General features: G+C 69.4%; 13 protein-coding genes. 8 read left to right on the top strand and 5 right to left on the bottom strand.

Going from position 1 to position 13562, the window contains the following annotated elements; translation table 11 throughout:
* The 3 genes from GBRO_RS16620 to GBRO_RS16610 form a co-directional block, all read right to left on the bottom strand.
* Window positions 1–693: a lysoplasmalogenase gene (locus GBRO_RS16620; protein WP_012835058.1), complete on the bottom strand. Its 693-nt coding sequence runs from the start codon at window positions 691–693 to the stop codon at window positions 1–3.
* A 44-nt stretch (window positions 694–737) separates the two neighbouring features.
* Window positions 738–1634, bottom strand: coding sequence for a hypothetical protein (locus GBRO_RS16615; RefSeq protein ID WP_012835057.1), 897 nt, complete (start codon window positions 1632–1634; stop codon window positions 738–740).
* Between the two features lie 237 nt (window positions 1635–1871).
* Window positions 1872–2714, bottom strand: coding sequence for an Rv1157c family protein (locus GBRO_RS16610; RefSeq protein ID WP_012835056.1), 843 nt, complete (start codon window positions 2712–2714; stop codon window positions 1872–1874).
* A 298-nt stretch (window positions 2715–3012) separates the two neighbouring features.
* Here GBRO_RS16610 and GBRO_RS16605 point away from each other — a divergent pair, with 298 nt between their 5' ends.
* From GBRO_RS16605 to GBRO_RS16590, 4 genes are read left to right on the top strand one after another with little or no spacing between them, the layout of a single operon-like run.
* Window positions 3013–4068: a thiamine ABC transporter substrate-binding protein gene (locus tag GBRO_RS16605; RefSeq protein WP_012835055.1), complete on the top strand. Its 1056-nt coding sequence runs from the start codon at window positions 3013–3015 to the stop codon at window positions 4066–4068.
* Entirely contained in the window at window positions 4065–5687 is a 1623-nt protein-coding gene (locus GBRO_RS16600; RefSeq protein ID WP_012835054.1) for an ABC transporter permease, read from the top strand. Before GBRO_RS16605 ends, GBRO_RS16600 begins: the two co-directional genes overlap by 4 nt.
* The gene (locus GBRO_RS16595) at window positions 5687–6691 is read left to right on the top strand and encodes an ABC transporter ATP-binding protein (protein WP_012835053.1); all 1005 of its coding nucleotides are present in this window, start codon (window positions 5687–5689) and stop codon (window positions 6689–6691) included. The genes GBRO_RS16600 and GBRO_RS16595 overlap by 1 nt, the downstream gene beginning before the upstream one ends.
* Window positions 6691–7572 carry an EamA family transporter gene (locus GBRO_RS16590; protein ID WP_012835052.1) on the top strand — a complete coding sequence of 294 codons (882 nt, stop codon included), beginning with the start codon at window positions 6691–6693 and terminating at the stop codon, window positions 7570–7572. The genes GBRO_RS16595 and GBRO_RS16590 overlap by 1 nt, the downstream gene beginning before the upstream one ends.
* 39 nt (window positions 7573–7611) lie before the next feature.
* Here the strand turns inward: GBRO_RS16590 and GBRO_RS26370 are convergent, their stop codons facing one another.
* Window positions 7612–7788: a hypothetical protein gene (locus GBRO_RS26370; protein WP_012835051.1), complete on the bottom strand. Its 177-nt coding sequence runs from the start codon at window positions 7786–7788 to the stop codon at window positions 7612–7614.
* A 182-nt stretch (window positions 7789–7970) separates the two neighbouring features.
* Here GBRO_RS26370 and typA point away from each other — a divergent pair, with 182 nt between their 5' ends.
* From typA to GBRO_RS16570, 4 genes are all read left to right on the top strand, one after another.
* Window positions 7971–9881: a translational GTPase TypA gene (typA, locus tag GBRO_RS16585; RefSeq protein ID WP_012835050.1), complete on the top strand. Its 1911-nt coding sequence runs from the start codon at window positions 7971–7973 to the stop codon at window positions 9879–9881.
* 76 nt (window positions 9882–9957) lie between these two features.
* Entirely contained in the window at window positions 9958–11802 is a 1845-nt protein-coding gene (locus GBRO_RS16580; protein WP_012835049.1) for an ABC transporter family substrate-binding protein, read from the top strand.
* 26 nt (window positions 11803–11828) lie between these two features.
* Window positions 11829–12680: an N-acetyl-1-D-myo-inositol-2-amino-2-deoxy-alpha-D-glucopyranoside deacetylase gene (gene mshB / locus GBRO_RS16575; RefSeq protein WP_012835048.1), complete on the top strand. Its 852-nt coding sequence runs from the start codon at window positions 11829–11831 to the stop codon at window positions 12678–12680.
* Window positions 12680–13069, top strand: a complete 390-nt coding sequence (locus GBRO_RS16570; protein ID WP_012835047.1) for a hypothetical protein — start codon at window positions 12680–12682, stop codon at window positions 13067–13069. The genes mshB and GBRO_RS16570 overlap by 1 nt, the downstream gene beginning before the upstream one ends.
* 15 nt (window positions 13070–13084) lie before the next feature.
* Here GBRO_RS16570 and GBRO_RS16565 read toward each other — a convergent pair whose 3' ends face one another.
* Window positions 13085–13480 carry a type II toxin-antitoxin system VapC family toxin gene (locus tag GBRO_RS16565; RefSeq protein ID WP_012835046.1) on the bottom strand — a complete coding sequence of 132 codons (396 nt, stop codon included), beginning with the start codon at window positions 13478–13480 and terminating at the stop codon, window positions 13085–13087.
* Window positions 13481–13562: the final 82 nt, after the last annotated feature.

The following is a 13562-nucleotide window of genomic DNA, read 5'->3' as shown; positions in this document are numbered from 1 at the left end:
TCACGCCCGACGCGTGAGCTGATCGAGTCCGGTGACCAGTAGTCCCTGAGCGGCGAAGTAGCTGGCCAGCACCCAGGCCTCGGCGACCGTGCGCGAACGGGGATCGTCCAGCAGATGGCGGCGGTTGAGGATCGTCAGGTCGGAGGCGAGGAACAGCCAGCCACCCGCCCGCATCCGTGGCTGTGGCCGATCGAGGTCCGCGGCCAGCGCCGACATCGTCGCCAGCGTCTGACCGTACGGTCCCAGGACGGGCAGGAGTCGTGGCCGATGGCGCGCCATCACGACGGCCGATTCGCCGAGCAGTGCCAGTCGCGGTGCCAACAGGTACACGTCCGGCCGCGCACCCGCCCGCCACATCGACGCGATGTAACAGAGCTGTGCGGCGGCGAACAGCGTTGCACCCCAACGAAGATGGCGGTCCTTGGCGTCGGGTTCGGTCTCGAACTCCTCGAGCAGCATGAGGCGGTCACCGGCGGCCGATGCGCCGATCACACCGGCCAGCAGGAGGCTGTCCGCGGCGCGGCGTTGCCGGGTGCCGCGGGCGACCTCGAGGGCGAGCAGCGCGATCGGGATCGGCTTGGTGATCTCCGCCGCTCGCCGCGGTCCGCGGGCTCCGCAGATGGTGGCCGCCGCGGCGGCGACCGCGAACGCGGCGACCCGGCCCGTGCTCGGCCGACGGCCCACGGCGATCACCCGGCGTAGGCGTCCTCGCTCTTCGCTGTGACCGGACGCAAGCCTCACGCAGTGACCACGCCGACGGCGGGCAGGAAGACGCAGGTGGCCGAACCGACCTGTGCCGTACCGAAGACCGCGGACAAGATGGTGCCGCTTCCGGTCTTCACCGGCGCCAGTCGCACGCCGGACAGCAGGGGAAGGACGGTGAGGGTGCGTTTGTCGGTCACGGGTGCGAGGTCGGCGAAGCCTCCCTGGAGCGTGGTCGTGTTGAACCACGCCACCTGCATCTTGCCCCCGGTGCCCAAGGTGGTCGTCGCGGGGACGAAGGCGTAGGCGGTTTCACCCTTGTCCACCAGGTTGAGTTTCTCCGGCAGCTTGACCCCGGGGATCAGGGTGAGGATCGGCGCCAACTGCTGCAGGGGGTCCTGCTTCATCGGCCACGGTCCCGATACGGCACCGGCGCCGCCGGTCACCAGGCCGAGCGGGTTGTCGGCGGTGGGGGTGGCGCAGAACGGTGCCACCGACGGTGTGAGGGTCTGGATGCCGAGCGCTTTGAGCAGTGCGGTCGGGTCGGTGGTGGCAACCGGACGGGTACGCGCTGCGCTGGAGAGCGGCAGCTGTCCGACGCGGTCGACGATGTCCTGCGGAGACAGCTTTCCGGTGGCGTCCAGAACAGCCTGTGCCGCCTGCATCGCCATCTGGTCCACGCCCGCGGCCTTGAGCATGCGGACCGCTGCGGCGAGCTCCGAATCGAACGGGATGCCTTCCATCGTCAGGGAATTGGGTGGGATCAGCGGTTCGGCATCGGCGTCGGAAACCCCACCGGCAAGCGGCAGTACGACGGTGGCGGCCACGGTGAGGGCCAGCCCGGCCACGCCCGTGCGCACGGCACGGCGACGCCCGACGGACCCGATGTGCGATTCTCTCCCCGACATGAATCGGCGCGACCAGCTGTACATGACGTCTCCTTCAACCAGACAACCCGCCCGTGACCCATGGGGCGGGTGTGACAGATGTTGTTCAAGTTAAAAGAAGCACGGCCGCACGGTGCGCGGCAAGTCGTGAGTCCGAGCTGTGACATGCGTGCGACCGTCGGGAGATCACCGAGCCATCATCCTCGGTCCCGAAGCGTCGCCCTCCACCAACAACAACGACACCCCGACCGTTCGGCCGGGGTGTCGCGATGGAGAAAAGTGTCAGACGATGGCCAGACCGATGGTCGGCACGATGCCGCAGGAGATCACGCGACCCTTGGTCTTGGTGGTCACGTCGCCGTAGATGGTCGAGATGACGCGACCCTTGCCGGTGCGGGCGATCGCGGTGAAGGTGCCCGGACCCTCCTTGACGTTGATCTTGGGGTTGCGCTTGAGCTGCGTCTGGCCGGTGCGGCCGGTGTCGATGTTGAGCCAGCTCACCCAGAGTTTGCGCGCCGGGTTGGTGATCGCCGGGCCGGTGCCGAGGCTGGTGTAGACGTATCCGGCCTCGCCACGGCGCGGGCCGGGAGCCGGTGCCTGCTGCGGGCCGGCGGTCACCAGGGCACGGCCGAGAGAGTTGCCGCCCGGACCCATGCAACCGAAACCGAGTGTCGGATACAGGAATTCCTGAATCCGCGGCTTGTTGGGTCCCTGCGGGATCTCCGGATCGCCTGGCTTGCGCTCGGCGGCACGGAGTTCGCGGGCCACCACGCGTTGTCCGGGTTCGCCGAGGAAGTCGATGACCGACTGCCAGATCGCGGTCACCTGCGGCGGCAGGCCCGGCGTGGCGGCCATGGTCTTGGCCTGCTGCAGCAGCCCGGCATTGATCTTGCCGTCCGGGCCGGGTGTGGCAACCGAACCGATGATCGCCGGTGCGAAGGCGCCGAGGGAGTCCAGGACGCGCTGGTCCACCTTGGGTGTCTGGGGCGCGGGCGCGGCGTGGGCGGCGGCCGGCAGGACCAGGGAGAACGCGGCGGCGACTGCGGCGGTTGCGGTGACGATCCGTGCCCCGCGGGACCGGTTGACGCGGCCGGTTCGCAGGCTGGGCAGCCCGGGGAAACGCACTGGTGTCTGTCCTATCGGTCGGGGCACCAGACCTGCTCGAGGTCGATCGGCGCCGGACGTTCGGGGGAGCGTCGGCTTCGGTTCGCCTGACATGGCGGACCCGGCCGAGGGTTGTCGCGAGTCATTGTATGCACCCGCCGACGCTCACTGTCCAGAGAGGTGCCACGTTGTTGCTGTGATTATTGAGGTTATTGATGCAATTGTTACTTATGTGACCGGGCTGCGCCTAGGTCGTGCAGGTAGCCGCACGGCTGGTTAGATCGGTAGACGGTGGGGGCACGTTACGTGGAGGAGTCTGATGAGCGACGGGTACATCCGGGTTCGCGCCGGTCGGGCCGCGCGCGGCGCGATGATCATGGCCGCGACCGCCGTGCTGGCCGTGACCGGCCTGACGGCTTGCGCCGACGACGCACAGTCGGGTGCGGAGGTCACTCTGCTCACCCATGACTCCTTCGCACTCCCGGAGTCGGTGTTCGACACGTTCCGGCAGCAGACCGGGCTCACTCTCAAGATCATCAAGTCCGGGGATGCCGGCCAGCTGGCGTCCACGGTGGCGCTCACCCCCGGCTCGCCCAAGGCCGACGCGGTGTACGGCATCGACAACACCCTCGCCTCCCGCGCGATCAACGCCGGGGCGCTGGAACCGTATGCGCCACCGGCCGCCGCCGACGGTGCCGCCCGGTACGCGATACCGGGTGCCGCCGATCAGCTGACCGCGGTGGACCGGGGCGACGTATGCCTCAACATCGACGACACCTGGTACGCCGACCGTCGCGCCACACCGCCCACGGGCTTCCGGGATCTCACCAACCCGACGTTCGCCGCGCAGTCCGTGCTCCTCGACCCGCGGACGTCGTCGCCCGGTATGGCGTTCCTGCTGACCACGATCGGTGTGCTCGGCGACGGATGGCAGAACTACTGGAAGACCGTCGTCGCCGGCGGGGCAACGATTTCCGGTGACTGGACCGACGCCTACGAGCACCAGTTCTCCGGCGGAACCGGCCACGGCCCGAAGCCGATCGTGGTGTCCTACGCGTCGTCGCCGGCCGCGCAGCCCGGCACGAGTGCGTTGCTCGACAGCTGCTTCGGACAGGTCGAGTACATCGGCATCCTCAAGGGCACTCGCAATCCGGACGGTGCGCGCAAGCTCGTCGACTTCATGCTGAGCCAGACGGTGCAGAAGGAACTGCCGAGTTCGATGTATGTCTATCCGGTGCAGAACGGCACACCGCTGCCCGACGGTTGGCAGCAGCGGGCACCGGTGCCCGCCTGGCGGGTGAGCCTGCCGCCGGAGTACATCGCGGCGAACGCCGAGAAGTGGCAGGACCAGTGGCGTACCGCTGTGGGGCGGTGACACCGGCGCGCATCGGGCGCGGCGCGGGAGCGGTGGCACTGCGGCTGGTGCCGGCGGTGTTCATCGCGGTGTTGTTCGCCTGGCCGCTGATCGCCCTGATCCGCCGGGGTATGCGCGGGTCGTCGGTCGGTGACTTGCCCGGAATGCTGCAGCGCACACAGGCTTTCGAACTTCTCGGCATGACTCTGGGGCAGGCGGCGGCCTCGACGCTGGTTGCGCTGGTCGTCGCCATCCCGATTGTCTGGCTGTATGCGCGAGTCGGTGGGACGGCCGCACTGATCCTCGCCGTCGTCGTGACGGTTCCGTTCGTGCTGCCGACCGTCGTGGTGGGCGTGACGTTCCGTGCGCTGCTCGACGGTCCGCTGGGGTTTCTCGGAATCGGATCCGGGCTCGGTGCAGTGGTGTTGGCGCACGCCTTCCTGAATGCGGCGGTGATGGTGCGCGTGGTCGGGGCGGCGTGGCGCTCACTGGACCCGCGGGTCGTCGACGCCGCACGCACCTTGGGCGCCGGGCGCCTGCGCGCGTTCCGGACGGTCGTGCTGCCCCGTCTGCTGCCGGCGATCGCGGGAGCCTGCGGGCTGGTGTTCCTGTTCTGCTCCACCAGCTTCGGCGTGGTCATCATCCTCGGCGCGGGTCAGCTGCGCACTCTGGAGACCGAGATCTACGCCCAGGCGATCGGCTACTTCCGGATTCCGGAGGCGGTGGTCCTGTCCATGTTGCAGATCGTGGTCGTCGTCGCGGCGCTGATCCTGGCCCGCGTGTTCACCGACCCGGCCGGGACGGGCTCGGCGGGTGTGTTCGGCCCGGACCGAAACATGATGCGGGGCATCGGGGTTCGGGTGGCGAGTCTCCTCGCGTGGATCTGGACGGCGGTGGCCCTGCTCGGCCCGCTGGTGGTCCTCGCGATCCGGTCGGTGCGACCGGTGGCGGGTGGCGACTGGACACTCGCCGGATATCGCGCACTGGGCCGCCCGGTCAACGGGATCACGCCGCTGGACACCCTGCGGTACTCGCTGACGACCGCTCTGCTGGCGATGGTCATCGCGCTGGTCGTCGGCGTACTGGCCGCCCTGGCGTTGCACCGGTCCCGGGGTCCGGTCCGGGCAGCCGGCAACGTCATCGCGATGTTTCCGCTCGGAATCAGCGCGGTCACACTGGGTTTCGGCTATCTGATCGTCCTGGCTTCGATGCCGTACGAGATCGCGGCGTCGCCCGCGGTCATCCCGTGCGTGCAGGCGCTGATCGCGACACCGCTGGTCATCCGGGTGATGGTGCCCGCGCTGGAATCCATTCCGCCGCGGCTACGGGACGCGGCGGCGTCACTCGGCGCCGGACCGGTGCGTGTCTTCGTCGACGTGGACCTGCCCATTATCGGCCGATCACTGGGCGCCGCAGCGGGTTTCGCGTTCGTCATGGCACTCGGTGAATTCGGTGCGGCGACCTTCCTGCGTCGCGCGGACACCACCACGCTGCCGGTCCTGATCGGCTCGGAATTGAGTCGTCCGGGAGCCGACAACCTGGCGACCGCCATGGCGGCGTCGATGATCCTGGTGATCGCGACGACGATCGCGGTGATCGGCGTCGAGGTGTTCCGGCCGCGCAACGGGGTGCTGATCTGATGCTCCTCGACCTCGACGACGTCACCGTCCGCTACGGCACCGAGGCCGCGGTCGACGGACTGCGCTGGCGGGTCGGGCCGGTGGTGAGTGCGCTACTCGGCCCGTCCGGATGCGGAAAATCGACGCTGATTCGCGCCATCGCCGGCCTGGAACCCCTTGCGCGCGGGCATATCCGGTTCGACGGGGAGGACCTGGCCGACGTCGCGGTGCACCGGCGCGACTTCGGCGTGGTCTTCCAGGATGGGCAACTGTTCGGCGGGCGGACCGTCGCGGCGAACATCGCTTATGGACTGCGGATGCGGCGATGGCCGCGGGCGCGGATCGCCGAACGTGTCGAGGAGATGCTGCACCTGGTGGACCTGCCGGGTTTCGCCGATCGTCGCGTCGGTGAACTCTCCGGCGGACAGGCACAACGGGTGGCGCTCGCCCGAGCCCTGGCACCGCGGCCGCGTCTGCTGCTCCTCGACGAGCCGCTCGCCGCCCTCGACCGTGGCCTACGCGACCAGCTGGCCCTCGACATCGCCGCCATCGTCCGGGAGACCGCGACACCCACCATCGTCGTCACCCACGACCACACCGAGGCAGCGTTGATGGCCGACGAGATCTCGGTCATGCGGGCGGGCGTGATCGTGCAGACCGCATCCCCGCGGGATCTGTGGCAGCAGCCGACCGACGAGTGGACGGCACGATTCCTGGGGTGCCGCACCATCATCGACGCGGACGTCGTCGACGCGACGGCGAGCACCGACCTCGGTTCGGTGCGGCTCGACGTCGCCGACGGACATCATCGGATCGGGCTGCGGGCGGACTCGGTGGAACTGGGCGCGGGGGCCGGTGACGGCGTTGCGGCCACCGTGCTCACCGTCGCGGACCTGCCGGCGGGTCGCCTGGCCCGCGTCGCGACCGGCATCGGCGAGATCGAGGTGATGACCTCCGGGCTGCCGGCTGTCGGTGACGTCGTCACGGTGTGCCTCAATGGTTCTCGGGTTGCCGTGATCGGCTGATGGCGTCGCAGCGGACTCCTTCGTCGGTGTGGGTCGCGCCCGCCCTGATGCTGACCGGTGGGGTGTCGATGTACCTGGGCGCCGCCCTGGCGGTGGTCCTGTTCGACCGGCTCGGACCGTCGGCGGTGGCCTGGATGCGGATCGCGGGCGCGGCGCTGGTTCTGATGGCCTGGGTTCGTCCCGGCCGCTCGGCGTTCACGGGGCACCGGCTGGCGCTGGCCGGCTCGTTCGGGGTGATCACCGCGGCGATGAACATCGCTTTCTACGAGGCGCTGGACCGGCTGCCCCTGGGCACTACCGTCGCACTGGAGTTCCTCGGTCCGATCGTGGTGGCCGCGGTGGGTTCGCGGAGCCGACGTGACGTCGCGGCGCTGGGACTGGTGATCGTGGGCGTGCTGCTCATCGTCGATGTGCGCTGGTCGGGTTCGCCGGCCGGTGTGGGCTTCGCGTTGACCGCCGCCGCGTGCTGGTCGGGGTACATCCTGCTGGGAAAGGCGGTGGCCCAGCGCGGTTCGGGTATGGAGGACCTGGCAACCGGGTTCCTGGTCGCGGCGGTGCTGACCTCGCCGCTGGCGATCGGCCTGCGGCCAGCCTTCGACGCCGACGCGCCAACCCTCGGTCTGCTCGGGATCGGCCTCGCGCTCGGCCTGCTCTCGACTGCGGTGCCCTACGCCCTCGACCAGGTGATCCTGCGGCGGGTCGGGCGGGCCCGATTCGCGATCCTGCTGGCGCTGCTGCCGGTGACCGCGGCCGTTGTCGGGTTCCTGGCGTTGCTTCAGGTCCCGCATGCCGCCGAATTCGCCGGGATCGTCGCGGTCGCCGCCGCGGTGGGGGTTCAGGCCCGCGGCGTGCACGACGAGGGGCCACCGAACCCCGGCTGACCCGCTGTCGGCGGGGAAACGCGGTGCCCTCGGCGAAGCTCAGGACGCGCGAGCCTTCTTCAACGCCTTGCCCAGCTGCTTGCGGGACATGTCCGAGGTGTCCAGCTTGCGCATCCGATTGACCACCACAGGACAGCGCACACACCGCTTCGACGAGCGACAACACTTCTTTTTGGGGGTCATCGAGCCCACCTTGGCCGGATTGACCTTGCCCATGTGCGGCAGGCTAGCACGCGCCAGAAGGGTGCTGTGATCGCGCTCTCACCGGGTGACCCGATACCCTGATTGGTTGAGAATGCACAGGTGATCGGTGGCGTCGGTACTTCATGCCGTCGACGTCATGCCGATCAGACCCCGCCACCAGTCTCCGCCACAGCCGTATCCACGAAAGAGAACCAGTGACCGCTGCCCCCAATTTCCGCAATGTCGCGATCGTCGCGCACGTCGATCACGGGAAGACCACCCTGGTCGACGCGATGCTCCGACAGTCCGGCGTCTTCGGCGAACGCGCCGAACTCGTCGACCGGGTGATGGACTCCGGTGACCTCGAACGCGAGAAGGGCATCACGATCCTCGCGAAGAACACCGCGGTGCACCGGCGTCAGCCCGACGGCACCGAGGTCGTCATCAACGTCATCGACACCCCTGGCCACGCCGACTTCGGCGGCGAGGTGGAACGCGGCCTGTCGATGGTCGACGGTGTGGTGCTCCTCGTCGACGCCTCCGAGGGACCGCTGCCGCAGACCCGTTTCGTCATGCGCAAGGCGCTCGCGGCGTCGCTGCCGGTGATCCTGGTGGTCAACAAGACCGACCGCCCGGACGCCCGCATCCAGGAGGTCGTCGACGAAAGTCAGGACCTGCTGCTCGACCTGGCCTCTGACCTCGACGACGAGGCCGCGCAGGCCGCCGAACTCGCCCTCGAACTGCCCGTTCTCTACGCGTCGGGCCGGGCCGGTATCGCGAGCACCGAGCAGCCAGCCGACGGTGAGGTCCCGGCCGGGGAGAACCTCGACCCCTTCTTCGACGTCCTGCTCGAGCACGTGCCGGCGCCCAAGGGCGACCCGGAGGCACCGCTGCAGGCGCATGTGACCAACCTCGACGCGTCGGCCTTCCTGGGTCGTCTCGCTCTGGTCCGCATCCACAACGGCACCCTGCGCAAGGGCCAGCAGGTGTCGTGGTGTCGTGAAGTGGACGGTGAAGCGGTTGTGGAGCGCGCCAAGATCACCGAATTGCTGGCCACCGTCGGCGTGGACCGCGCCCCGGCGGAGATGGCGGTCGCCGGCGACATCGTCGCGGTCGCGGGTATGCCCGAGATCATGATCGGCGACACCCTCGCCGACCTCGAGAACCCGGTGGCGTTGCCGCGGATCAGCGTCGACGAGCCGGCCATCTCGGTGACCATCGGCACCAACAGCTCGCCGCTGGCGGGACGGGTGTCCGGTCACAAGCTGACCGCGCGCATGGTGAAGCAGCGTCTGGACACCGAGCTCATCGGCAACGTGTCCCTGCGTGTCCTCGACATCGGTCGCCCCGACGCGTGGGAGGTGCAGGGCCGTGGCGAACTGGCGCTGGCGATCCTCGTGGAGCAGATGCGGCGTGAGGGCTTCGAACTCACCGTCGGCAAACCGCAGGTGGTGACCCGCAAGGTCGACGGCAAGGTGCACGAGCCGTTCGAGCATCTGACCGTCGACGTCCCCGAGGAATACCTCGGCGCCGTCACGCAGCTGCTCGCCGCCCGCAAGGGCCGGATGGAACACATGAACAACCACGGCACCGGCTGGGTGCGCATGGAGTTCATCGTGCCCTCGCGCGGCCTCATCGGGTTCCGCACCGACTTCCTCACCGAGACCCGCGGCACCGGTATCGCCAACGCCGTCTTCCACGGCTACGACGCATGGGCCGGCGAGATCCGGGCACGCCACACCGGCTCGCTGGTCAGCGACCGCACCGGCACGGTCACCCCGTTCGCGATGATCCAGCTGGCCGATCGCGGCACCTTCTTCGTCGAGCCGGGCGCCGACACCTACGAGGGCATGGTCGTGGGCATCAACCCGCGTCAGGAGGACCTCGACATCAACGTGACCCGCGAGAAGAAGCTCACCAACATGCGCCAGTCGTCGGCCGACGTCATGGAGACGCTGGCCAAGCCGATGCAGCTCGACCTCGAAGGTGCGATGGAGTTCTGCGCCGCAGACGAATGCGTGGAGGTGACACCCGAGGTGGTGCGAGTGCGTAAGGTTCACCTCGATGCGTCGACCCGGGCCCGCGAGCGGTCGCGTGCGAAGACGCGCGACGCGGCGGTGGGCTGATCGCCGCGACAGGGTCCGGCGAGGGTGTGCGAGTGCGCCGCGCACCCGAGGACCCGGGCGGCGCAGGACAGGCTGTATGGGGGTGACCGATATGCGTGCGGAGAGGTCGAGGACACGGGCGCGCCGCTCCGGGAAGAGGACCGGCGCTCGACGGTGGTGGTCGCTGGCCGTCGTGGCGGTGGCATTCTCGCTGGCGCTGTCGGCGTGTACGGCGGATCCGCCGCCGCCGGTTCGCGATACCGGTCCGTTGCCGACGCCCACCGAGTACCCGAACGCGAAGACCGTCTACGTCGCGACGGACTCCGTCGGCGCGGGGTTCAATCCGCATATCGCCGCCGATCAGAGCCCGGTGACCACCGCGATCGCCGCGATGACGCTGCCCAGCGCATTCGCGCCCGTGCAGACGCCCGACGGTGTGCGGTGGGAACTGCAGAAGGACTTCGTCACCTCGGCGGAGGTGACCTCGCAGCGTCCGTTCACCGTCATCTACCGCATCCACACCGACGCCCAGTGGTCCGACGGTCTGCCGGTGACCGGTGACGACTTCAGCTACCTGTGGCAGCAGATGTCACGGCAACCCAATGTGGTTGCGCCGGCCGGTTATCGGCTGATCGACTCGGTGCAGTCCCGGGAGGGCGGCAAGGTCGTCAACGTGACCTTCGCGCAGCCCTACCCGGCGTGGCGCGAACTGTTCACCGGCCTGCTGCCGAGTCACGTGCTCAAGGGCGCGCCGGCCGGATTCCAGACCGGTATGGACAGCGGCAAGCCCGTCTCGGCCGGCCCGTTTGCGATCGTCGGCATCGACACCACCCGCGACGAGGTGCGGCTGGCACGCAACGACCGCTACTGGGTGACGCCGTCGCGTCTGGATCAGATCGTGCTGCGCCGCGCGGGCAGTACCTCGCAGATGCTCGATTCGGTGCGGTCGGGTGACTCGTCGGTCGTCGCGCTCGGTGCCGGACCGGGCACCCAGGCCCAACTCGCCGCGGTTCCCGGCCTCACGATCCAGCGCAATCTGAGTGCGCGGTCGCTGGGCATCAGCATCAACGCCCGGACGACGACGATGGCCTCGCTGCCGGTCCGCCGCGCGATCCTCGGGCTGGTCGACCCGCAACTGACGACCTACGCCGGCGCGGGGGACTGGTCGGTCACCCAGTACGCCAACACCGTGTTCGCGCCGTCCGATCCCGGCTACACCCCGGTGAACCGACCACGGCCGACCCCCGCGCAGCTCGGCGGGCTGCTCGCCGAGGCCGGGTACCGCAAGGGTGTGCCCACTCCGAAGGGGGCGACCGAGGACGGCGAGATCCGTCCGCTGCCCGCGGGTATCGCCCCGTACCAGAAGGACGGCCGGGACCTCGTCGTGCGCGTCGGAGCGGTCAGCGGTGATCCGCGGTCCACAGCGGCCGCCGCGAGCATCGTCGACCAGCTGCGCGGTGCGGGCATCCGCGGCCAGGTGTTGACCATGCCCAACAGCGAGCTGTACGGCACCGCCCTGACCCGGCAGCGCGTCGACGTCGTCGTCGGGTGGAACGGGCTGGGTGTCCCGCCGGCCGCGTCATTGGCCTCCCAGGTGGATTGCGACCAGCCCAAGCCGGGCACCGAACCGTCGCTGAGCACGCCGCCGACCCCGACCAGCGTCGCGCCGAGCGATGCGGACGCGGACAACAGCTACGCGAGCAACATCTCGGGACTGTGTGATGCCCGGCTGATCGAGCTGGCCCGTCAGGCGCTCTCGCAGGAGGACCCGCTGGAAACGCTGACCATCGCCGAGCCATTGCTCGCCGGTGCGGCCATCTACCTGCCGCTCTACCAGGACTCCCTGGTCACCGGAACCACCCCGAGCGTCGTCGGTGTGCCGGTGTCCGGGCCGATCCAGGTCTCGATCTTCGGTACGGCCGGCACCTGGGACATCGGGTGAGCGCATCCGCGGCCGGCGATCGGCGCATGTTGCTGGTGCATGCCCATCCCGACGACGAGACGATCATGACCGGCGGCACCATCGCCCGCTACCTCGACGAGGGCGTCGACGTCCGGGTGCTGACGTTCACGCTGGGTGAGGAGGGTGAGGTGATCGGGGACCGGTGGGCGCAACTGGTCGCCGACGGTGGTGCCGATCAGCTCGGTGGTTTCCGGATCGGCGAGCTCACCGGTGCGCTGGCCGCGCTCAGCCCGCCCGGTGGTTCCCCGGTGCAGCCGTGGTTTCTGGGCGGCGCCGGACGCTGGCGTGACTCGGGTATGGCCGGATCGGCGGCGGCCCGACATCCGCGCGCCCTGGTCAACGCCGGCTTCGACGAACCGGTCGGGGTCCTCACCGACATTCTCGAGTCCTTCGCCCCGCAGGTCGTGATCACCTACGACAGCGCGGGCACCTACGGCCACCCCGACCACAAACTCGTGCACGAGGTCACCGCGGCCGCGCTCGCCCGGGTGGCGGCGTCGAGGCCGGAACAGATCAAGGTCTACGAGTCGGTCACCGAACACTCCGCTCTGCAGGCCGGGCTCGTGGCGGCGGCCCGCCGCGTACCCGATGGCTGGCGGATGCCCGGACCGGGCGAACTACCCAGCTACCCCGACGCGATGGTGACCGCCGAGATCGACGTGCGGACACAGTACGACCGCAAGGTGGCCGCGCTCGCCGCGCACGCCACCCAGGTGACCGTCGCACCGTCGGGAACCGAATACGCCTTGTCCAACAACATCGTTCAGCCGATTTTCGGCCACGAGCACTTCATCCGGGTCGATGCGGCCGCGGTGGCCGGTCCCCGCGAGACGGATCTGTTCGACGGAATCGGCTGATGCGCCCGATCGACCGGATCATGCTCGCGCTGCTCGTCGTCGACGGCGTGGTGATCGGTGTTCTCTCGCTCTCGTTCGCCTACCTGCGGTTCGGCGGGGTGGCGGTGCCGGTGGCCGCAGTGCTCGCCGGTTTGGCGAACTGTGTGCTGCTCTGGCTGGCGGCCGGGTACACGGCGTCGGCGTGGCGATTCGCACCGCTCGCCGGCTGGGTGCTCGGCGTGTTCGTCGGAGCCGTACCCGGACCCGGTGGCGACGTCTTGCTGGCCTCCGACACCGGTCTCGCGATTCCGACGATGCTGTTGTTGCTCCTGGGTGGCGGACTGCCGGCGGCACTCATCTGGTCGGGCCGGCTGCCGGCCGGCGACCGGGCGCGGAGTCCTCGGCGCTGACCTGGATCGGGTGGACTATCCGGTGACGATGACCGGTGTCATCGCTGCTGCACGGATGGTTCGGTCGCTGGTGGCGATCGCCAGTCCGCGCAGCGTTGCCAGCGCGACGATCATGCGGTCGAACGGGTCGCGGTCGTCCCACGTCAGTCGGCCTGCCAGGATCGCGTCGGCCGAATCCATCGCGAGTTCGTGCGCGGTCGTGGTGTCGAGCATGTCCGTCCAGCTCGAGAGGATTCCGGTGCCGTCGAGGCGTCCCAGTCGGGTCTTGATCGCGATCTCCCATGCCGACGCCGCGGAGACGAACAATTCGTTGACCGGATTCTCGAGCACAGACAGCGCGGGTGCGGCGATACGCTCGGGCGCGGTGACGAGCCACAGGAGAGCGTTGGTATCGAGCAGGACGGCGCTCACCCGCGCGCTTCCCAGGCGGCCAGTTCGTCGTCGGGTGGTGGCGTGTCGAAATCGTCGGGGATCGCCAGGCCTGGGAACTGTC

This window comes from Gordonia bronchialis DSM 43247 (assembly GCF_000024785.1).
In the GTDB taxonomy this organism is placed as follows: domain Bacteria; phylum Actinomycetota; class Actinomycetes; order Mycobacteriales; family Mycobacteriaceae; genus Gordonia; species Gordonia bronchialis.
Note: the sequence above shows the minus strand (reverse complement) of the source record. Positions and strands in the feature narration are given on the sequence as shown.